The sequence below is a fragment of the Planobispora rosea genome, assembly GCF_014648175.1.
In the GTDB taxonomy this organism is placed as follows: Bacteria; Actinomycetota; Actinomycetes; order Streptosporangiales; family Streptosporangiaceae; genus Planobispora; species Planobispora rosea.
This window is the reverse complement of sequence record NZ_BMQP01000001.1, coordinates 21,096-41,197: the sequence shown is the minus strand read 5'-3', so window position 1 is coordinate 41,197 and position 20,102 is coordinate 21,096. Positions and strand designations below refer to the sequence as shown.

The window sequence follows — 20,102 nt, the reverse complement described above, 5'->3', positions numbered from 1 at the left end:
GACGTGGGGTTTTGCGCGCTTCTTCCGATCCCAGGGCGTCTTGGCGATGGCTTTGGTCCGTCTTGACCAGTTCTTTTGTCCAGGTAGCCTCCCTGCCCACGGAAGACAACAGGCCAATGGTGCCGCCACACGCACCCCGATCGCCCCTGTGGGCCGGTCCGCGTGAACGCGCCATCGTTCGACCCAACCTCTTTACAGCCCGGTCGCGGGGCGGCGCGACCATGCCTTGCGGGCTCGGAGAGGTTCCGAGGTTCCCCACTTCCCATGATCCCTGAGATGCAGAAGTTCATCGAGCTGCTGGAGAGCGAGCTCGGATACGCCGAGAAGAGCGGCGGCTACACCAAGTTCGGCGACTGGTACGGCAGGACCGTCGAGTTCGACGCGGACTACTCCGCGGCCCCCTGGTGCGACATGTACCTGTCCTGGGCGGCCAAGAAGCTCGGCTACGAGGACTGGATCGGCCAGTTCGCCTACACCGTCTACCACGCCGAGTGGTTCCGGGAGCAGGGCGCCTGGGGCACCACCCCCAAGCCCGGAGCCATCGTGTTCTTCGACTGGGGCGGCTCTCGCTCGATCGACAACATCGACCACGTCGGGATCGTCACCAAGGTGGACGGCGGGACCATCCACACCATCGAGGGCAACATCGACGGCGGTGTCGCCAAGCGCAAGGAGCGCGACACGAGCAAGGTCGTGGGATACGGCTACCCGGAGAAGATCAAGGCCCGGCTGGACGCGCAGGCGGCCGAGAAGCAGGAGGTCACCACCGCCTCCACCACCACCGCCGCCACCGGCACCGCGCCGGACAACTTCGTGTCCCTGCTGCCCCGGCCCGACCTGGTCTCCATCCTCACCACGCCGACCCTCGTGGACGGGGAAGCCGAGACGGCGCAGGAACCCGCCCCGGCGACGGCCGCGACCGCCGAGAAGACCACTTCTGCGAAGGCCTCCGGACCCGCCACCGGGACGGCCGGGACCGGTGAGGCCGCCTCCTCCTCCGGATCCTCGAAGTCCTCAGGGTCGTCGAAATCGTCGGAGGCCGGGGGATCCTCCGAGGGCACCGCCACGGCCGCCGCCCAGCCGAAGGCCTCCGCCGGACGCCCCGCGGCGGGCAAGCACGCCAAACCCGCCGCGGCCGACACCAGCGCTCTCGCCGTGACCCCCACCGCGTCGAGCGGCGACCTGGCCACGACCACCGCCGACCTGGGCACCCCCGCCGTGATCGGCCCGGTCCTGCTCGCCGCCGCGATCATCGCCCACGCCAAGGCCAGGCAGTCCGGCCTGCGCCTGTCCTTCGCGGGAGGCCCGAGGAGCGCGGAACCCGCCGGACGCCTGTCCCGCCGGGCCGGTTCGCACCGCTCCGGCGGCCGGCGCCGCGCCCCCGGCCGCCGCCGCGCCGTCCGGGACACCTCCGTCGTCCTCACCGCTCTGACCGCTCCCGAGCCGGTGAGCACCGGTTCCGCCGTCGCGGAGACGCCCGCCGTCGCGGAGACGCCCGCCGTCCAGGGGACCCTCGTCTTCCGGGGCACCGTCCGCACCGGGGAATCCCTCACCGCCCAGGTGCTCCCCCCCGCCGGGGAGACGCCCGCCGAGCGGCCCCGGCTCCCCTATCAGGGCAGGCGCCGCCTCCAGGAGCGCCCGGTCGCCCATGAGCGTCCGGTCATGGAGTCCTCGACGTTCACACAGGACGCCCCGCTGCGCGGGCGGCGTCACCGGCGCGCCGAGACCTCGACCTTCGTGCAGGACGCCCCGCTGCGGGGCCGGCGCCACCGCCGCGCCGAACCCGCCGTCAGCACGACCGTCCCGGCCGTCCCGCTGCTCGCCGGGCACAGCGGCGCCCTGACAGAGCACAGCGGCGCCCCGGCAGAGCGCGGCGGCGCCTCCGCCGGGCACAGCGGTGTTCCCGCCGGGCACGACGTCCTCGCTCCGGAGCACGACGTCCTCAGCACCCGGAACGACGTTCCCGGCCCCCCACACGAGGTTGCCGCTCCCCGGTACGACGCCCTCCCCGCTCCCGGCGGCTACCGGGGTCGTCGCCGGGCGGAGCACCGCGCGGAGCTGCCGGTGGGCGCCTGACCGCGCCCTGGCGCCGCCGGGGGTCAGACCCCGTAGTCGGCGGCGAAGGCGGCCAGGGCGGCGACCGCGTCGCGGCTGCGCCGCCAGGGGCGGACGATCATCCGGTCGACGCCGAGCTTCTCCCACTCGGGGATCTCGGCGGGACCGGTGAGCTCGTAGGCGTGGACGGTGACCGAGAACGGGCGGTCTCCGAGGAGGGCGGAGAGCCTGTCGAGCTGGGGGCGCACCGTACCGAGTGAATGGGGCATGCTGATCCAGCCGTCGCACAGCCTCGCCGCGCGGCGCAGCGCGGCCCCCGACTCCCCTCCGGCCAGGATCGGCAGCCGGTCCTGGACCGGCTTGGGCTCGAAGGCCACCTCGGGGAAGGCGTAGAAGCGGCCCGAGTGCGCGACGACCGGCTCCGACCAGAGCCGCCGGGTCACCTCGATCGCCTCGTCCAGCCGGGCGCCGCGGGTGGCGAAGTCCACCCCGGTCGCCCGCCACTCCCCCTCGTACCATCCCGCGCCGACCCCGCAGATCGCCCGGCCTCCGGAGACCCGGTCGAGGGTGGCGAACGCCCGTGCCGAGACGAACGGATGCCGCAGGGCGTAGAGGTGGACGGCGGTGCCCAGCCGGACGCGCGAGGTGAGCCCGGCCAGCCAGCAGAGGTAGGCCGGGGCGTCGAACAGCGGCGTGCCCGGTGAGATCCCGGGCTTGTCGGTCCCCGGGTAGACCGCGAGCGACAGGTCGGTGGTGAAGACGAGGTGCTCGGGGAGCCATACCGACTCGAACCCGAGCTCGTCCGCCGCGACCGCGACGTCCTTCCACGCGTCGGGGTGGAGCAGTCCGAGCGGCACTCCGAATCTCATCCCGCCTCCGCCTCGCGTCCGGCCTCTTAACCAACCTATCGCACGCTTGGTATCCTCGTACAGCACAGTGAGCCCACCCACCACCGGAGGCAGGCCGGATGCTGCACGGAAAGGTCGCGGTCATCACCGGGGCGGGGCCCGGCCTGGGCCGGACGCTGGCCCGGCTGATGGCCGCCGAGGGCGCCTCCGTCGTGGTCGCCGCCCGCACCGCCGCCACCGTCGAGAAAATCGCCGCCGAGGTCCCCGGCGCTATGGCCGTGCCCGCCGACGTCACCAGCCCCGCGGACGTCGAGGCCCTCGCCGCCGCCGTCACCGGGCGCTTCGGCCGCCTGGACGTCCTGGTCAACGCGGCGTTCCCGGGCACCCACCGCAAGAACGTGCTGGAGATGTCCCCCGCCGACCTGGCCTCCTGGCGCGCGGCGGTCGACATCGGAGCGTACGGCACCCTGCTCGCCTGCCGCTTCCTCGCCCCCCTGATGGTCGAGCGGGGCGAGGGCGCGATCGTGAACGTGACCTCCATGTCGTCCCGGAAGGGTTACGCGGGCCGCAGCGACTTCGCCGCCGGGAAGGCCGCCGCGCACCTGCTCTCCCACTGCCTGGCCGACGAGCTCGGCCCGTACGGCGTGCGGGTCAACTGCGTCGCCCCCGGCTGGATCGCCAGCGAGGTCCTGGACGACTGGATGCGCGTCCGGGCCGCAGCCGAGGGCGTCGGTTACCAGGACGTCCTGGCCCGCGACCTGAGCGCGACGGCGCTGCGCCGGATCGCCACCGAGGAGGACGTCGCCCGCGCGATCGTCTTCCTCGCCTCGGACCGGGCCCGCTCCATCACCGGCGCCACCCTCGACGTCAACGCCGGTCAGCTGTTCACCTGATCAGCCGAGATAGGCGGCGCGGACGGCGGGGTCGTCGCGGATCTCGGCGGGGGTCCCGACGGCGATGACCCTGCCGAGGTCGAGGACGACGAGGCGGTCGCAGACCTCCATGACGAAGCCCATGTCGTGCTCGACCAGCAGCGTCGTGGTGTCCAGCGACCGGACGACCTCGCCGAGGCGGGCGGTCTGGTCGGCGTCGAGGCCGGAGGTCGGCTCGTCGAGCAGGAGCAGCGCGGGATCGTCGGCCAGGGCGCGGGCCAGCTCGACCAGGCGGCGCTGGCCGACGGGCAGGGAGGCCGCGTAGGCGTCGCGCAGCTCGGTCAGCCCGCACAGGGCGAGCACCTCCTCCACCCGCCGCCTGCGTTCGCGCTCCAGCCTCCGCCGGGCGGGCCAGCCGGCCAGGTCGGCCAGGAGACCGCCGCCGCCCCCGCGCCACTCCATCGCGGCCAGCACGTTGTCGGCCACGGTCAGCCGGCCGAACACCTGGGTCCGCTGGAAGGTACGGCGCAACCCGCCGCGGGCGCGCCGTACCGCCGGGACGGCCGTGGTGTCGCGGCCCGCCACCGAGACGGAGCCGGAGACCGGCCGGCGCAGCCCGGAGATGACGTCGAACAGCGTGGTCTTGCCCGCGCCGTTGGGCCCGATCACCCCGCACACCTGCCCCGGCGGCACCTCGAACGAGACGTCGCTGAGCGCGCGGACACCACCGAAGGACACCGAGACCGCCTCCACCGTCAGCGCCGTACCCGTCCCTCCGCTCACACCCTCTCCGCCGCTCACCCCCGTCCCACCGTTCACGCCCGTCCCGCCGTCCCTCTCCACACCGGTCTCGCCGCTCATCGTCATGACACCCCCAGGTAGGCGGCGGTCAGCCGGGTGTCGTCCACCTCGGCGCGCGGGCCGGTCCAGGTGATCCGGCCCAGGCGCATGAAGGCGACCCGGTCCGCCAGTTCCAGCGCCGCGGTGGCCTTCTCCTCCACCAGCAGCAGCGCGACACCGCGCTCCCGCAGTTCGGCGAAGACCTCGAAGATCTCCGTCACGACCATCGGGGCCAGGCCCAGCGACGGCTCGTCGGCGATCAGCACCCGGGGCGGCCGGACCAGCGCCGGGGCGAGGGTGAGCAGCTGCTGCTCCCCTCCGGACAGGGCGCCCGCGGCGATCCCGCGGCGCCGGGCGAGCTGGGGAAGGCGTTCGTAGACAGGATCGGGATCCGCCAGCCAGGTCCGCAGGTTCTCCTCGACGGTCAGCCCCGGGAACACGCCGCGCCCCTCGGGGGCGAGCAGCACGCCCTCCCGGGCGCGGCGGTACGCGGGCCGGGCGGTGACGTCCGCCCCGTCCAGGAGTACCCGCCCGGCCGTCACCGGGAGGTCTCCCGCGGCGACCGCGCAGGTCGTGGACTTGCCCGCGCCGTTGGCCCCGAGCAGCGCCACCACCTCGCCGGGCCGTACCGACAGGTCCACTCCGCGCAGCACCGTCACGTCGCCGTATCCCGCGACCACGTTCTCCAGCCGGAACAGCGCGTCCGGCTCGGACGCGGCGGTCCCGTCGCCCGGCGCCTCCCCGGCCCGCGCGGAGGACGCCGTCTCCGGTGCGGCCCCGTCCCGGGCGGCCGCGGACGGCCGGGTTCCGTTCACCGGCGTGCCCGTCCCGGCGGTGGCCGCCGCCTCCGCCTGGATCGCGGCGGCCTCGGCGCGTTCGAGCCTGCGCCGCCGGCGGCGGTGGCGGCCCTCGGCCATCTGGGCGAGCACCCCGTCGGGGTGCCGGGCCAGAATCATGCCGCCGGTGCCGAACAGGATGGCGCCGACGTGCGCCGAGACGTGCCAGCCTGCCAGCAGTTCGGGGAAGATCGCGGCGATCAGGCCGCCGAGCACGGCCCCGCCGATCCGCCGGACGCCCTGCAGGACGACGACCGCCAGCCAGACGAACCCCGCGAAGGCGGGCAGGTCGGTGGCCGTCACCGAGCCCTTGGAGATCGCGAACAGCACGCCGCCCAGGCCCGCGATCCCCGACGCCAGGGCGAACAGCAGGATCTTGGTACGGGGTCCGGAGATGCCCGAGGTCGTCGCGGCGGCCGGGGCCGAGCGCACGGCCAGGATGGCCCGGCCCGAGGCCGAGCGTTCCAGGTTGCGTACCAGCAGGCCGACGAGCCCGATCAGGACGAGCAGCAGCACGACCCGCACGCGCGGGTCGGTGGTGTCGGCGAACCCGAGGCCGAGCGCGGGCAGCGGCCAGCCGATGGTGCCGTTGCTGAACGCGTCGATCTGGAAGAGCACCTGGTCGGCGAGGAGGGCCATGGCCAGCGTGGCCAGGGTCAGGATCCGCCCGCCCAGCCGGAGCGCGGGCAGCGCGACGAGCACGCCCACCGCCGTGGCGCCCAGGACGCCCAGGCCGATCGCCACCGGGAAGGGGAGCCCGGAGGAGAACGCCCACCCGCAGGTCAGCGCGGCCATCGAGGCGAAGGAGGCCTGCGCGAGGTTGACCATGCCGCCGATGCCGGTGACCACCACGAACGAGCAGAAGATCAGCGCGAGGACCAGCCCCTGCGCCACCACGCCCACGTAGAAGTCGTCCGCGGACCGGGTGAACGTCCAGCCGAGCAGGACGACCAGGCCCGCCGCCCAGGGCAGGCGCCGCCGCCAGGGCGGCAGGTCCGCCAGGTAGTCGGGGGGCGGCGCGTCCTCGGCGGCGGAGCCGGCGACCCGGTCCCTGGACCGGTTGAGCACGATCAGCCCGGCGAACAGCAGGATCACCGGGACGGCGGTGCGCAGGCCGGTGATGTCCTCGGCGAAGTCGGCGTACCCGGCGACCAGGTTCTGCACCACGCCGAGGCCGAGCCCGGCGGCGAAGGTCACCGGGATCGAGCGGAGCCGCCCGAACACCGCGGCGGTCGCCGAGACGAACAGCATCACGGTGAACGCGGTGGAGTCCAGCCCCAGGGTGGGCACGGCCAGGACCCCGGCCAGCCCGGCGAGGGTGGAGCTGAGCGTCCAGGCCAGCGCCGAGGAGGCGTCGGCGTCGATCCCCCGCAGGGTCGCCAGCCTGCGCCGGTCGACCGAGGCCCGCATCCGCAGGCCGTACGGGGTGTGCCGCATGAAGGCCCAGAGCCCGGCGGCGGCCAGGAGCGCGAAGACGAACGTGATGATCTGGTCGGAGTCGAGGCGGACGCCCCCGACGGCGACGTTGACCGGCGGGTACGGCCCCAGGCCGCGCGGGAGCGAGGTCGCGTCGGCGCGCGGCAGGCCGAACGGCTCGGCGACCAGGTCGACGATCCAGAGCCCGAGCGCGGGCAGCGCGATCGTCAGGCCGATCGTCCCGACGATCTGCGCGGTCTCCCCCGCCTGGGCCAGTCCCCGGAACATCGCGCGGTGCAGCACGTATCCGAGCAGGGGTGAGAACACCAGCACCGCGATCACCCCGGCCGGCCAGGCGGGCACGCCGAGACCGACGGTGAGCTCGAAGAACAGCAGCGCGGCCAGGAAGCCGATGGCGCCGTGGGCGAAGTTGAACACGCCCGTCGCCGCGTAGGAGAGGGTCAGGCCCGAGGCCATGACCGCGAAGACGGCCCCGGTGACCAGGCCGCTGACGATGTAGCCGGCAAGCTCCGACAAGGGTCTCCACCCCGAACTCTCGCGCCTGATGTGTCGCCGGGCCGGGACCGCCTCCACGACGGTCCCGGCCACCCGCGTCATGCCGTCCGCGCGGCCCGCCGGCTCGCGGACGGCACGCCCGGCGCCGCCCCTACTTCAGCGGCACGTTCTCGAAGCACTTCATGTTCTTGGCGACCTTGAAGACGCCGCCCTCCAGCTTGACCAGGGCCCCGCAGCCGTTGGGCTCGTTGTGGTCCCTGGGGTACTGGATCCGGCCGAAGCCGGCGTTCTCGTAGGAGAACGAGCCGTTGGCGGTGGCCAGGAACCTCTCCCGGGTCAGGTCCTTGCCGGTCTGCTCCAGGACCTTCAGGAAGATGTCCGCGGACCAGTAGCCGATGGCAAGGTGCTGGGTCAGCACGGTGCCCGGGGCGACCTTCTCCACATCGGCCCTGAGCTGGGTGATCTCCGGCGCCTCGGACTCGAACGGCTCGAACATCGGGGCCGCGATCACGCCCTCCAGCGCCTGGGCCGTCGCCCGGTCCTTCAGGATCGCCGCGTCGTAGCTGGTGGCGTCGGAGAGCACGCCCTCGTATCCCGCCTTCTTCAGCGCCGAGTAGAGGCCGACGTTGAACTTGGTCCCCGCGATGATGGAGACCACGACGTCCGGGGCCTTCCCGTCGTCCGAGGTCATGATCTTGTTGACGTAGGGCAGCCAGTCGGGCGGCGGTGCGGCGGCGGGCAGGCCGGAGTTGATACCGACGATCTCGAAGCCCGCGGCCTCGAAGGACTGCGAGATGGTCCTGCCGCCGTACTTGCTGCCGCTGGAGTCGGTGGTCTGGACGTAGACCGTCTTCCCCTCGGAGCCGCCGAGCAGCTCGGCCATCTGGTTGCCCCACCAGGTCTGCGAGCCCGCGCCCGGCTTGGGGGCCAGGCAGCCGTTGTAGCCGAATCCCGTCCTGGTGCCGCACCACTGCGGGCCGGTCGCCCAGCCGAACCACGGCACGCCCTGCTGCTCCAGGAAGACCGCCCCGCCGAAGTTGGGCCCGTGCACCGGGACCAGCGCGAAGACCCCGTCCTTCTGCACCAGCTTCTTGGCCGCGGCGTCGCCCTTGGCCGCGTCCTGGTTGTCGTCCTCGGCCCCGATGAACTCGATCTTGCGCCCGTGCACGCCGCCGGCGTCGTTGGCCCGCTGGAACCGCGCCCTGGCGCCGATCTCGGCATCCTTGGTGGAGTAGCCGCTCGCGCTGGTCTTGGTGAGCACGCCGCCCACCTTGATCGTGGTGGCGGTCACCCCGGCCGTCCCGCCGGAGCCCGAGCCGCCCCCGCCCGCCGCCTTCTGCTCCGCGGCACAGCCCGCGGCGGCCAGTGCCGCCGCGGCCACCAGGCCGGCGAGTCGCGCCGATCGCCGTCTCACTGCCTGCCGTCCCATCGGTCGCTCCGTCCCACAGGTCACTCCCTGCCGTGCCGTACGGTCTCCCGCCCGCTCCCTTATTTGGCCTAGCGCTCGCTTGGTTTTCGGTCAGCGTAGGTTTGCCCGCTCAGGGGTGTCAATGCGGCGTTACCGGAGCGTTGCACCGGCCCCACGCCGGCCGCACCGACCCCCATGCCGGTCGCACCGATCCCGCATACCAAGCGATTGCTTGCTTTCGGTCGCCGCGGAGGCTAGCGTGCGCAGCGGACTGGCCTCGGCGCGACGGGAGCGGACTGATGTTGATGCGGGCGGCCGTACTCACCGGATTCGGCAGGCCGATGGAGGTCCGCCAGGTGGAGATCGCCGGCCCCGGCCCCGGCGAGGTCCGCGTCAGGATCAAGGCCTCGGGCGTGTGCGGCTCCGACATCAAGGCCCTCGACGGCAAGAGCCCCGTCGTCCGGGAGCTCCCCTTCGTCCTCGGCCACGAGAGCGCCGGAATCGTGGAGAGCGTCGGCGCGGGCGTGACGGGCGTCCGGCCCGGCGACCACGTGATCATCGCGATGAACGGCGCCTGCGGCCGGTGCCGCGACTGCGGGGCCGGGCGTTTCCACCTGTGCTCGGGCAAGGCCCGGATGGCGGCCATCATGGGCACCATGCACGACGGCACCACCCGCGTCACGGTGGACGGCGTCCCCGCCCGGACGATGATCGGCATCGGCTCCTTCGCCGAGTACGCCGTCGTCAACGAGCCCATGTGCGTGAAGATCGACAAGAACGCCCCCTTCGACACCATGTGCCTGCTGGCCTGCGGCGTGGTCACCGGTGTCGGCGCGGTGCTGAACGTGGCGGAGGTGGTGCCGGGCTCCAGCGTCCTGGTGGCCGGCTGCGGAGGCGTCGGGCTGAACGTGGTCCAGGGCGCCGCGCTGGCCGGGGCCACCACGATCATCGCGGCCGACGTGGCCGAGCCCAAACTGAAGCTGGCCCGGGAGTTCGGCGCCACCCACGCGGTCCTCTCCGCCGACCTGCCCCGGCAGGTCGGCGAGATCGTCCGGGGCGGGGTGGACTATGCCTTCGACGTCACCGGCGTACCCGGCGTGCTGGGCGCGGCGTTCGCCGCGACCCGGCCCGGCGGCACGACCGTGATGGTGGGCAGCCCGCCCCAGGGGCAGCCGCTCTCCATCGAGCCCGGTCTGCTGTTCGCCTCCCGCCGCCTGATGGGCACCCAGGGCGGCGACGCCGCTCCGCTGCGGGACCTGCCCATGCTCGCCGGACAGTATCTGCGGGGCCGCCTCGACCTCGACCGCCTGGTCAGCGAGCGGGTCCCGCTGGAGGAGGTCAACGAGGCCGTCCGCCACGTCCGCGAGGGCGCGGTGGCCCGCAGCGTCATCGTCTTCGACTGACCTCCCGCCGGACGCGTGGGCGGGAGGCCGGGGATGACCGGGTCAGGACCGGCCGGCGCCGACGAGCTCCTTGCGGGGCTCCTGCTCGGCCATGGACTCCTCGTCGTGGCCCTCGACGGACAGGTCGGGCAGGATCCGGTCCAGCCACCGGGGGCACCACCAGTTGTAGCGGCCGAGCAGGACCATGGTGGCCGGGACCAGGAAGCCCCGGATGATCGTGGCGTCCACCGCGATGGCCACGGCCAGGCCGACACCGAAGATCTTGACCATGGGGTCCGGGTAGGCGATGAAGGCCACGAAGACGGACACCATGATCAGCGCGGCGGAGGTGATGACCCGGCCGGTCGTTCCCAGCCCCTCGGCCACCGCCCGGCTGTTGTCCCCGTGCCTGAGGTACGCCTGCCGTACGGCCGTGAGCAGGAACACCTCGTAGTCCATCGAGAGGCCGAACAGCACCGCGAACAACATCAGCGGGATGTAGCTGTCGATCGGCACCGAGAAGAACAGCGTGGTCAGGTAGGAGTCGTCCGCGCCGACCGGCGGGTCCATGCCGACCAGGCCGCTGCCCAGGCCGAGGGAGAAGACCAGGGACAGGGCCCCGAAGGCGGCGCCCAGCGAGATCAGGTTCATCAGCGCGGCCTTGATCGCCACGACCGGCGAGCGGAACGCCAGGAGCAGCAGCAGCGCGCTGAGCAGCACCACGACCCCGACCACCAGCGGGGTGCGCTCGGCGATCGTGTCGCCGGCGTCGGCCATGCCCGCCACCTTGCCGCCCACGTGCACGCTCGCCCCGTCGATCCGGAGCGCGCGCACGTCCTCGACCACGTCCAGGGCCCGGGGGTCGCTGGGCGCGTACTCGGGGACGGCCTGCAGCAGCACCGCGGTACCACCGGCGTTGAGCACCGGGTCACCGACGAAGCGCACGCCGTCGACGTCCTCGACCCGGTCCTTCAGCGCCTGGAGCACGGCGGGTTCGGGCTCGCGGTCGACGACCCTCTCCTCCAGCTCGGCCACCACGATCATCGGGCCGTTCATGCCCGGCCCGAACCCGGCCTGGATGAGCTCGTAGGCGCGGCGGGAGTCGGTGCCCCGGTCTCCGTACCCGTCGTCGATCGGGCCGAGCTTCAGCGCGAGGGCGGGCGCGGCCAGCGCGACGAGGACCGCGACGCTCAGGGCGAGCACGCCCCAGGGACGCCGGGCGACCCAGTTGCCCAGACCGGCCCAGCCCGAGGAGCCGTCGCCGCGCCGCCTGCCCATGAACGGCAGGCGCAGCGCGTTCACCCGGTGCCCGAGCAGGCCGAGCAGCGCGGGCACGAGGGTGACCGAGGTGAGCACCGCGCAGATGACCGAGATGCCGGTGATCCAGCCGAGCGTGCGCAACATCGGGAACCCGGCGAGCATCAGCGCGCTGAGCGCGATGACGACCGTGCCTCCGGCGAACACCACGGCCCCGCCCGAGCTCGCCGACACCCTGCGGACCGCCTCGCGCACGGGCACGCCGTCGCCGAGCAGCTTGCGGTGCCTGCTGAGCAGGAAGAGCGCGTAGTCGATGCCGACACCGAGACCGATCATCGTCGCCATGATCGACGCCTGCTTGGGCACGTCCACGAGGTGGCCGAGCAGGCCGATCACGCCCAGGCCGGTCGCGATGCTGACCAGCGCCGCGAAGATCGGCACCATCGCGGCCACCAGCGTGCCGAAGGCGAACAGCAGCACCAGCAGCGCGCAGACGACGCCGATGATCTCACTGGCGCCCGTCTTGATCTCCTTGTCGGCGGGGGTCCCGGCGTTGGCGGGCACCGCCTCGATGCCCAGGTCGCGGACCGGCTCGGCGGCCGCGGAGATCGTCTTGGTCGTCTCGACCAGTTTGGCGTTGTCGTGTCCCTCAAGCTTGACCGTGATGAGGCCGATCTCCATGTTGGGGGCCAGGCCGCCCATCCGGTACGGCGTCATCACCTCCACCACGTGCGGGAGCTCGCGGATCCGATCCATGGCCCGGTTCACGGCGCGCACCCGGCGCTGGGAGGTGAGGGGCCCGTTCTCGGAGTACAGGACGAGCTGGATCGTTCCGCCCGGGTCGTAACCGGGACCGAACCCCTCGGCCATCAGGTCGTGGGCACGTTGCGCGTCCGTGCCCGGGATCGCGACGTTGTTGCTGACCGGGCCGGGGAACAGCACCGAGCCCGCGGTCAGCCCCGCCGCCAGCAGGATCCACACCGTCAGCACGATCGCACCGTGCCTCGCGCACCAACCGCCTACCCGTCCGAGGAGGCCAGACATCGGGACCGCCCTATTAAGCTCGAGGAAATAGGTCTGTAACACCGTTCTGTACAGCCGTACAGTATTGCCGTCAAAAGCCTAATACCCGATATCGGGGAGTGCTCCCGCCCCCCTGGAAATGAGACGATGACCACACTTGATCCGCGTTACGGCACTCCCGGCCACGACACCCGCGACCGGATCCTCGACGCCGCCCGCCAGCTGTTCGCCGAGCGCGGCTACGCCGCGACCTCCCTGGCCGACATCGCCTCGGCGGTCGGGGTCACGAAGACGGCCGTGGCCTATCACTTCCATCCTAAGGACCGCCTGGCCGCCGAGCTGATCGCCCCCGCCGCCCAGGAGATCGTCACCCTGATCGAGACCGAGTTCGGCGACGAGCACGCGTTCATCGAGGCGCTGGTGATCTTCGTCACCCGCCACCGGACGATCATCCGCCTGCTCATGGAGGACATCGGCGGCGCCGACGACGCCCCGCCCGGCTCCCCCGGCGAGGCCATCCGCGCCTTCCGCGACTGCATCTACGCCCGGCTCGCCGGGCCGGACCCCGATCCGGCCGCCCGGGTGCGCGCCTGGGCGGTGGTGGGCTCGCTCCAGTACGCCGTGGTCAAGACGACCGACCTGCCCGAGGAGACCGTCCGGGAGGCCCTGCTGGCCGCCGCCCTGGCCGCCTACCGCTCCTGACCCCGCCGCCCTGGCCGCCCTGGCCGCCCGCCACTCCTGGCCCTGCCCGTCGGCACGGCCTCAGAACCGGCCCGGGGCCGTCGCGGACCGCCGGTGAGCGGGGACGCCCGCTCCCCTCACGGACTCCCGTCGGCCGGCGGGGAACCGCTCGGATCCGGCGGGTCGGTGGGTCCCGGGCCGGGCCCGGTCTGCCCCGCGACGCCGACCGTGATGACAGCCTCGCCTCCCCGGCGGACGCACCCGCCGGGCGCGGGGTGCTGCGCCAGCACCACACCGTCCTTGGACGGGTCGGTGACCAGTTTCGGCCGTACCTGTACGGCCAGGCCCGCCGCGGCCAGCGCGTCGCGCGCCCCGGCCTCGCCCCGGCCGGTGACCGAGGGCATCTCGGTCCCGTTCCGGGACACGGTCAGCGTGACCGCGGTGCCCGCGGAGACACGCCTGCCCGCGCCGGGAGAGCTGGCGAGCACCTCTCCCCGGGGCCGGTCCGAGCAGCGGGCGGTCACCCCGCCCGGGGTCAGCCCCGCCTGCGCGATCAGCCCCTCGGCCGCCTTCCTGCGGAGCCCGGTCAGCTGGGGCACCGCCACCCCGGCCGAGACCTCCAGCACGACCTCGCTGCCCTCGGCCACCCTGCTCCCCCCCTCCGGCCAGGTCCGCAGCACCTGTCCGACCGGCTCGCGGGAGTCGGCCCGGGTGACGGAACCGACGGTCAGCCCGGCCCGCCTGATCGCGCTCAGCGCCGCGGCACGTTCCATTCCGACCAGCGACGGCACCGTGACCTCGGCGGGGGGCGTGAGCGACGGTTCCGCCGTCCCCGGACCCCCGGTGTTCCCGCCTCGGCCGTCGGTCCCCCCGGTGCCGGTGCTCTCGGCGGGACGGGTGCCCTCACCGGGCTGGGCGGCCTCGCCCGCACCGGACGAGGGGGCGGGCCGCGTCGCGGCGTCCCCCGTCCAGGGCTGCGCCTGCGTCGCCGCCGGAGGCGCGGCCCGCCGCCCGTCCGCAGCGCTGTCCTCCCGGCCCAGAGCCGGGAGCAGCACCCCCGCCACCAGCACGACCGCGCTGACCATGAGCGACCCGGACACGGCGACCGACGCCCTGGTGGCCGCCCGTCCCGGGCGGGTCCTGATCCCGGCCGGCTCACCGGGGACGTCCGGCGGGGGAACGGCCCGCTCCGCCGGTCCGGCCGGCCCGGGTTCCGGCCACCCGCGGGCTCCGGGACCGGAGGTCTCCGGCGCCCGGGTCCCGGCACCCCACCGGCTTCCCGCCCCGCCCTCCCCGCCCGCGCCGGAGGCGCGCGAGGCGGCCGCCCGCGGGGCCGGGGCCGCGTGGACGGAGACCGGCACGGGGCTGAGCGCCTCCCGCCGGGCGCCGTCCCCCGGCGCCTCTTGGACACCGCCGTCGAGCGTGCCCTGGGCACCGCCGTCGAACTCCTCCGGGACGCCGTCGTCGAGCGCCTCCCGGCGGGCGTCGTCCCCGAGCAGCGCGAGCAGCAGTTCCCGGCTCGTGGGCCGGTCGCGCGGGTCCTTGCGCAGGCACTCGGCGACCAGTGCGCCGAGCCACCCGTCCAGGTCGCCCAGTTCCGGCGGGGCGGTGAGGATGCGGTGGAGCACGGCCGCGATCGAGTCCTGCCCGAAGGGCGCCTGGGCGTTGGCCGCGAAGCACATGGTCGCGCCCCAGGCGAAGACGTCGGCGGCCGGTCTGATCCGGACGCCCTCCACCTGCTCGGGCGCCATGTAGGCGGGGGTCCCCGCGCCCCGTCCGGTCTGGGTGGCCGCCGCGTCCAGCGCCCTGGCCAGCCCGAAGTCGATCACCCGGGGACCGTCGGGGCCGAGCAGGACATTCTGCGGCTTGAGGTCGCGATGGACGATCCCGGCCCGGTGGATCGCGGTGAGCGCGGTGGCGGTGCCGATGGCCAGCCGCTCCAGCGCCCCGCCCGTCTTGGGACCGCCGACGGCGACCTCCCGGTGCAGGGAGGGGCCGTTGACGTATTCGCTGACGATGTAGGGCCGGTCGCCTTCCAGCCCCGCGTCGATCACCTGCGCGGTGCAGAACCGGGCCACCTGCTTGGCCAGCTCCACCTCGCGCAGGAACGCCTCCCGCTCCTCGCCGACGGAGCCGTGGAGCAGCTTGACCGCGTACGGATCAGGGCCGGTGGCGGGGTGCATGCCGAGATACACCGCCCCCTGGCCTCCCTCGCCCAGGCGGCCGACGACCTCATATTCCCCCAGCCGTTCGGGATCCCCCGGCTTGAGCGGCTGCGCATACGGCACGTGGGCCTCCCCTCGCCGCCATCCTCCACTCAAGAAGAGCCGTGGCGACCAGTCAACGGGAACCGCCTGCTTATATCCCAGACCGTGATGCTTGCGTTATGTCCCGATCAACGGGACCGTACGGCCCTGCCGCTGTACCGCGCCTTCTTCTCACCCTTCCTGACCACCTCGAACGCCACCTGGTTCTCACCTCGGGGAGACAGCACCAACGTCCCCGGGTGGCACCCCTCCCCGGTGACCCGATCGAGGCGGTAGACGCTCGCCCCCGCAGGCGGCGGGACGTCCCCATCCGGCGTGAGCCGCCCCGCGCAGTGCAGGTCGGCGCCCCAGCGCAGGACCGCCGTCTCTCCCTCCGCCAGGCGGATCTCGACGGGGAAGACGCGCTCGGCGCTGGCGTGGTCGGCGACTCCGGTCCAGATTCCCGCCAGGGAGAAGCCGTCGTCCTGCGAGGGGCCTGCGGACGACGAGAGGAACCCCCACACCGCCGCGGCCGCGGCCACGATCCCCGCGGCGGCCGCCGCCCACCACCACCGCCGCCGCCGTCGCGGCACGGAGGCGAGCGTCGGGAGCTCCTCGGCAGGCTCCACCGGGGGCATCTCCGCCGTGGAGGCGCGCACCGGGGGCATCTCCGCCGTGGAGGCGCGCACCGCGAGCATCTCCGCCGTGGAGGCGCACACCGGGGGCATCTCCGCGGTCGCGGTCCTCCCGCCGTTCTCTCCGGCCCGCACGGGGACCGGCCGGGACACGGTGGCCCGATCGCCGTGGCCGTACAGCCGGCCCAGCACCTCCTCGGCCCCCGGCCGCTCCTGCGGATCCGCGGCCAGGCAGGCGACCACGATCTCCCGGAGCGGGCCGGTGAGCGGCCCCAGGTCGGGCGTGCCGTACAGGATCCTGGCGAGCACGGCGTGGTAGGAGTCGGCGGAGAAGGCGTGGCGGCCGGTGGCGGCGAAGGCGACTGTCAGCGCCCAGCTGAACATGTCGGCCGGGGGTCCGGCGGACTCGCCCTTGATCTGCTCGGGCGACATGTAGGCCGGGGTGCCGAAGGGGATCTTCCCGGTGGTGGTGGCGGTGTCCATCATGCGGGAGATCCCGAAATCGATCACTCGCGGGCCGTCCATGCCGAGCAGCACGTTGCCCGGTTTGAAGTCGCGGTGGACCACCCCGGCCCGGTGGATGGCCGCCAGCGCGGTGGCGGTGCCGACCGCGATCCGGTCCAGCGAGCCGTCCGACCGCGGGCCCTCGGCGGCGATGTGCTCCTGGAGCGACACCCCGTCGACGTACTCGCTGACGATGTAGGGATGGTCGCCGTCCAGGTCCGCGTCGAGCACCCGGGCGGTGCAGAACGGGGCGACCCGCCGGACGGCCTCGACCTCCCCCATGAACCTACGCCGGACCCTCTCCTCGTCCAGCAGCCGGGCGTGCAGCAGCTTGATCGCGACGAGTGGCCCGTCGGCGGGCTCGGCGAGGAACACGATGCCCTGGCCGCCCGCTCCGAGCCGTCCGGTCAGCCGGTAGGCGCCGAGCCTCCGGGGGTCCTCCGGCAAAAGGGGGGCCACTCGCGACATGAGACCCGACTATAACGTGATGAATCTGGCGTAGTCATCGAGCACGGGCAGCACCCGGTCCGCGGGCGCGCTGGGCAGGCTGAGCACGACCTCCTCGATGCCCATGTCCGCGTAGTAGCCGAGCTTCTCCTGGTTCGGGAGGGTGCCGAACGGGATCACCTTGGCCATCGGCCGCCCGGCCTTCTCGCAGGCCTCGCGCAGCGCCGGAAGGGCGGCCCGCACCCCCCTGCCGCCGATCGGCATCCAGCCGTCGCCGTACTCGGCGACGTGCGCGAACAGCTTCGGGCCCGCCGCGCCGCCGAGGTAGACGGGCGGCCCGGAGATCGGCTTGGGCCAGGACCACGAGGGCTCGAAGCGCACGTGGCGCCCCTCGAAGCCCGCCTCCTCCCGGCTCCACAGCTCCTTCATCGCGAGCACGTGCTCGCGGGCGACGTCCCTGCGGGAGCCGAAGCCGTCCGGTCCGCAGTGATTTTCGACCTCCTCCACGTTCCAGCCGAACCCGACACCGAGCACCACCCGGCCGCCGGAGAGGTGGTCGAGGGTGGCGACGGCCTTGGCGGTCACGAGGGGCTCCCGCTGGGCGACGAGCATGATCCCGGTGCCCAGGGCGAGCCGCTCGGTCACGGCGGCGGCGTGGGAGAGGGCCACCAGCGGGTCGAGCGTGCGACGGTACTCCTCCGGGAGCGTCTCCTGCCCGCCGGCGGGGGGCGTGCGGCGCGAGACCGGGATGTGCGTGTGCTCGGGCAGATAGAGGGAGACGAACCCGCGCTCCTCGGCGGCCCGGGCCAGCTCGGCGACCGGCATCGCCGTGTCGGTGGCGAACATCGTGACACCCAGCCGCATGACGACCTCCGGTTCCCGCTCCATCCGCGTGACCGGGCGGATCCGCCCGGCCCGGCACGCCGACCAAGCGTACCCGCTTGGCGAACCAAGCGATTGCTCGGTTACCATTCCTAGGGTAGCGTGCTCACGTCGCGGATGACGAGGCCGGCGGCCGGGCCGTCCGCGGCACTCGGGAGGGGCGACCCGGCGGGCCCGGCGGTCCTCACGGAAGGGGGCTCATGGCGTTCACGGAATTGGACGGCGTACGGCTGTTCCACACCGACGACGGTACGGGGGACACGACGCTGCTGCTCGTCCACGGCCTGGGATCGGACTCCCACGAGTGGGTCCACCACATCCCGGCGCTGGCCGAGCACCACCGGGTGATCGCCGCCGACATGCGCGGGCACGGCTACTCCTCCGCCCCGGAGACCGGGAACACCCCCCGCGCGATGGCCGGCGACATGGCCCGGCTCTGCGCGGAGCTGGGGGTCGGGTCGTGCGTCGCGATCGGCCACTCGATGGGCGGGCAGATCGTCTCCCACCTGGCGGTGGAGCACCCCTCGCTGGTCAGCGCGGTGGTCGCGGTCGATCCCGGGTACGGCTTCGCGGGCCCGGTGGCCGACGCCTTCCCCGCGATGATCCAGCGGATGCGCGAGGACGCCGTGGGCGTGTCCCTGGCCAACGACCGGTGGACGGCCAACCGGGCGACCCCCGCGTGGCTGCGCGAGTGGCACCGGCGCCGGATCCTCGGCACCGCCCCGCACGTGCTGCTCCAGGCGTTCGAGGCGATGTTCGGCGGCCCGGACGCGCTCGGGGTCCGTCACAACTCCGACGCCTACCTGGCGCGCCGGGAGTGCCCGGTGCTGAGTTTCTGGTTCGACCCGGACCAGGCCGCCTGGGAGGCGGGGCTGCTGAAGGACCCGCGCTCCAAGGTCGTCACCTGGGAGGGCAGCAGCCACCGGCTGCACGAGGAACGCCCAGCGGAGTTCCTGCTCGTCGTCACCAACTGGCTAAGGAGTCTGTCGTCGTGAAGTTCTCGATATTCCTCAACCCGCAGATTCCCGGCTCGGGCTACTCCCAGGAGGCGAACGCCGTCGCCAAGCGGCCGATCGGCCGCGACGTCGAGTCCTACCAGGCGCTGCTGCACGAGGTGCGCGAGATCGCGGTCCACGCCGACCAGATCGGCTTCGACGCGCTCATGATGACCGAGCACCACTTCCACTCCGAGGGCTTCGAGTTCTCGGTCAACCCGCTGATGTTCCTCACCGACCTGGCCGCCCGGACCGAGCGCATCCTGCTGGCCCCGCTGGGCATCGTGCTGCCGGCCTGGGACCCGATCCGCGCCGCCGAGGACGTGGCGCTGCTGGACCACTTCAGCAGGGGGCGGCTCCGCCTGGGCGTGGCCCGCGGCTACCAGAACCGGTGGATGAACGTGCTCGGCCAGCGCTGGCACGCCGCCGCCGCCCGCTCCGACGGCTCGGCCTCCGACACCCGCAACTTCGACGTCTTCGGCGAGGTGCTGAAGATCATGAAGATGGCGTGGACCCAGGACACCCTGCGCTACAAGTCGGACGTGCTGGACTACGAGGTGCCCTCGCCGTACGAGGGGATCGAGGGCTGGCCGGCGCTGGAGTGGACGCGCACGTTCGGCGCCCCCGGCGAGGTGGACGAGCAGGGCCGCATCCACGCCGTCTCGGTCGGTCCCAAGCCGTACCAGAACCCCTACCCGGAGCTGTGGCAGCCGTTCACCATCTCCGACCGCTCGGTGATCCGCGCCGCCCAGGAGGACATCCTGCCGTGGATGTTCACCCCGAACCCGGACGAGCACGCCGCCAAGGCCCGGCTCTACCAGGAGGAGTCGGCCAGGTGCGGCCGGGACTACAAGCTGGGCGAGCACACCGGCATCCTCAAGATCGTCGGTATGGCCGACACCCGCGAGGAGGCCATCGCCACCTACGGCAAGGGCATGCAGAAGGACTTCGCGGCCTTCTTCGGGCCCTTCGGCTACCTGGAGGTCCTGCGCAAGCAGGAGGACGACAAGCACAAGCCGATCAGCCCGGAGAAGGGTGACTTCAAGCGCATGAACGAGGTCGAGATGGCCCTGCTGGGCGGCCCCGACGACGTCAAGCGCGGCATCCAGCGCATGCTCGACCGCATGCCCGACCTGGAGTGGTTCGGCCTGTTCATGCAGGGCCAGCAGGGCGTGCTCCCGCTCGACACCGTCAAGCGCAACCTCGAACTCTTCGCCACCAAGGTCATCCCCGAGTTCGCCGACTGATCCGGGAGGATC

Annotated in this window: 14 protein-coding genes; 6 read left to right on the top strand and 8 right to left on the bottom strand. The window is 73.2% G+C overall.

Annotation, left to right across the window (positions count from 1 at the left end):
• Positions 1-276: 276 nt before the first annotated feature.
• Positions 277-2,076 carry a CHAP domain-containing protein gene (locus tag IEZ08_RS39230; protein WP_229802818.1) on the top strand — a complete coding sequence of 600 codons (1,800 nt, stop codon included), beginning with the start codon at positions 277-279 and terminating at the stop codon, positions 2,074-2,076.
• Positions 2,077-2,099: 23 nt separating this feature from the next.
• Here IEZ08_RS39230 and IEZ08_RS00170 read toward each other — a convergent pair whose 3' ends face one another.
• Positions 2,100-2,924 carry a TIGR03619 family F420-dependent LLM class oxidoreductase gene (locus tag IEZ08_RS00170; RefSeq protein WP_068921879.1) on the bottom strand — a complete coding sequence of 275 codons (825 nt, stop codon included), beginning with the start codon at positions 2,922-2,924 and terminating at the stop codon, positions 2,100-2,102.
• Positions 2,925-3,022: 98 nt separating this feature from the next.
• Between IEZ08_RS00170 and IEZ08_RS00165 the strand changes: the two genes are divergently transcribed.
• Positions 3,023-3,796: an SDR family oxidoreductase gene (locus IEZ08_RS00165; RefSeq protein WP_068921878.1), complete on the top strand. Its 774-nt coding sequence runs from the start codon at positions 3,023-3,025 to the stop codon at positions 3,794-3,796.
• On the opposite strand, the gene IEZ08_RS00160 is transcribed toward IEZ08_RS00165, so the two are convergent.
• The 3 genes from IEZ08_RS00160 to IEZ08_RS00150 all read right to left on the bottom strand — a co-directional run bounded on the left by IEZ08_RS00160 (position 3,797) and on the right by IEZ08_RS00150 (position 8,812).
• Positions 3,797-4,636 carry an ABC transporter ATP-binding protein gene (locus IEZ08_RS00160; RefSeq protein ID WP_084779652.1) on the bottom strand — a complete coding sequence of 280 codons (840 nt, stop codon included), beginning with the start codon at positions 4,634-4,636 and terminating at the stop codon, positions 3,797-3,799.
• A gap of 2 nt (positions 4,637-4,638) precedes the next feature.
• The gene (locus IEZ08_RS00155) at positions 4,639-7,404 is read right to left on the bottom strand and encodes an ABC transporter permease subunit (RefSeq protein ID WP_189241416.1); all 2,766 of its coding nucleotides are present in this window, start codon (positions 7,402-7,404) and stop codon (positions 4,639-4,641) included.
• A 130-nt stretch (positions 7,405-7,534) separates the two neighbouring features.
• Complete coding sequence (locus tag IEZ08_RS00150) at positions 7,535-8,812, bottom strand: ABC transporter substrate-binding protein (protein ID WP_068921876.1); 1,278 nt, start codon at positions 8,810-8,812, stop codon at positions 7,535-7,537.
• A gap of 278 nt (positions 8,813-9,090) precedes the next feature.
• On the opposite strand from IEZ08_RS00150, the gene IEZ08_RS00145 reads away from it, so the two are divergent.
• The gene (locus IEZ08_RS00145; protein ID WP_189241415.1) at positions 9,091-10,194 is read left to right on the top strand and encodes an alcohol dehydrogenase catalytic domain-containing protein; all 1,104 of its coding nucleotides are present in this window, start codon (positions 9,091-9,093) and stop codon (positions 10,192-10,194) included.
• Between the two features lie 42 nt (positions 10,195-10,236).
• Here IEZ08_RS00145 and IEZ08_RS00140 read toward each other — a convergent pair whose 3' ends face one another.
• Entirely contained in the window at positions 10,237-12,420 is a 2,184-nt protein-coding gene (locus IEZ08_RS00140; RefSeq protein WP_229802817.1) for an MMPL family transporter, read from the bottom strand.
• A gap of 180 nt (positions 12,421-12,600) precedes the next feature.
• Here IEZ08_RS00140 and IEZ08_RS00135 point away from each other — a divergent pair, with 180 nt between their 5' ends.
• Positions 12,601-13,155, top strand: a complete 555-nt coding sequence (locus IEZ08_RS00135) for a TetR/AcrR family transcriptional regulator (protein WP_068921873.1) — start codon at positions 12,601-12,603, stop codon at positions 13,153-13,155.
• Positions 13,156-13,271: 116 nt separating this feature from the next.
• Here IEZ08_RS00135 and IEZ08_RS40140 read toward each other — a convergent pair whose 3' ends face one another.
• From IEZ08_RS40140 to IEZ08_RS00120, 3 genes are all read right to left on the bottom strand, one after another.
• A complete protein-coding gene (locus IEZ08_RS40140; protein ID WP_189241413.1) occupies positions 13,272-15,422 on the bottom strand; it encodes a serine/threonine-protein kinase in 2,151 nt (716 codons plus the stop codon).
• A 107-nt stretch (positions 15,423-15,529) separates the two neighbouring features.
• Positions 15,530-16,987: a serine/threonine-protein kinase gene (locus IEZ08_RS00125; protein ID WP_189241412.1), complete on the bottom strand. Its 1,458-nt coding sequence runs from the start codon at positions 16,985-16,987 to the stop codon at positions 15,530-15,532.
• A gap of 9 nt (positions 16,988-16,996) precedes the next feature.
• Entirely contained in the window at positions 16,997-17,854 is an 858-nt protein-coding gene (locus IEZ08_RS00120) for an LLM class F420-dependent oxidoreductase (RefSeq protein ID WP_229802816.1), read from the bottom strand.
• Positions 17,855-18,048: 194 nt separating this feature from the next.
• Here IEZ08_RS00120 and IEZ08_RS00115 point away from each other — a divergent pair, with 194 nt between their 5' ends.
• On the top strand, positions 18,049-18,843 hold the full coding sequence (locus IEZ08_RS00115; RefSeq protein WP_189241411.1) for an alpha/beta fold hydrolase: 795 nt from the start codon (positions 18,049-18,051) through the stop codon (positions 18,841-18,843).
• On the top strand, positions 18,840-20,090 hold the full coding sequence (locus IEZ08_RS00110) for an LLM class flavin-dependent oxidoreductase (RefSeq protein ID WP_068921869.1): 1,251 nt from the start codon (positions 18,840-18,842) through the stop codon (positions 20,088-20,090). The genes IEZ08_RS00115 and IEZ08_RS00110 overlap by 4 nt, the downstream gene beginning before the upstream one ends.
• Positions 20,091-20,102 lie beyond the last annotated feature (12 nt).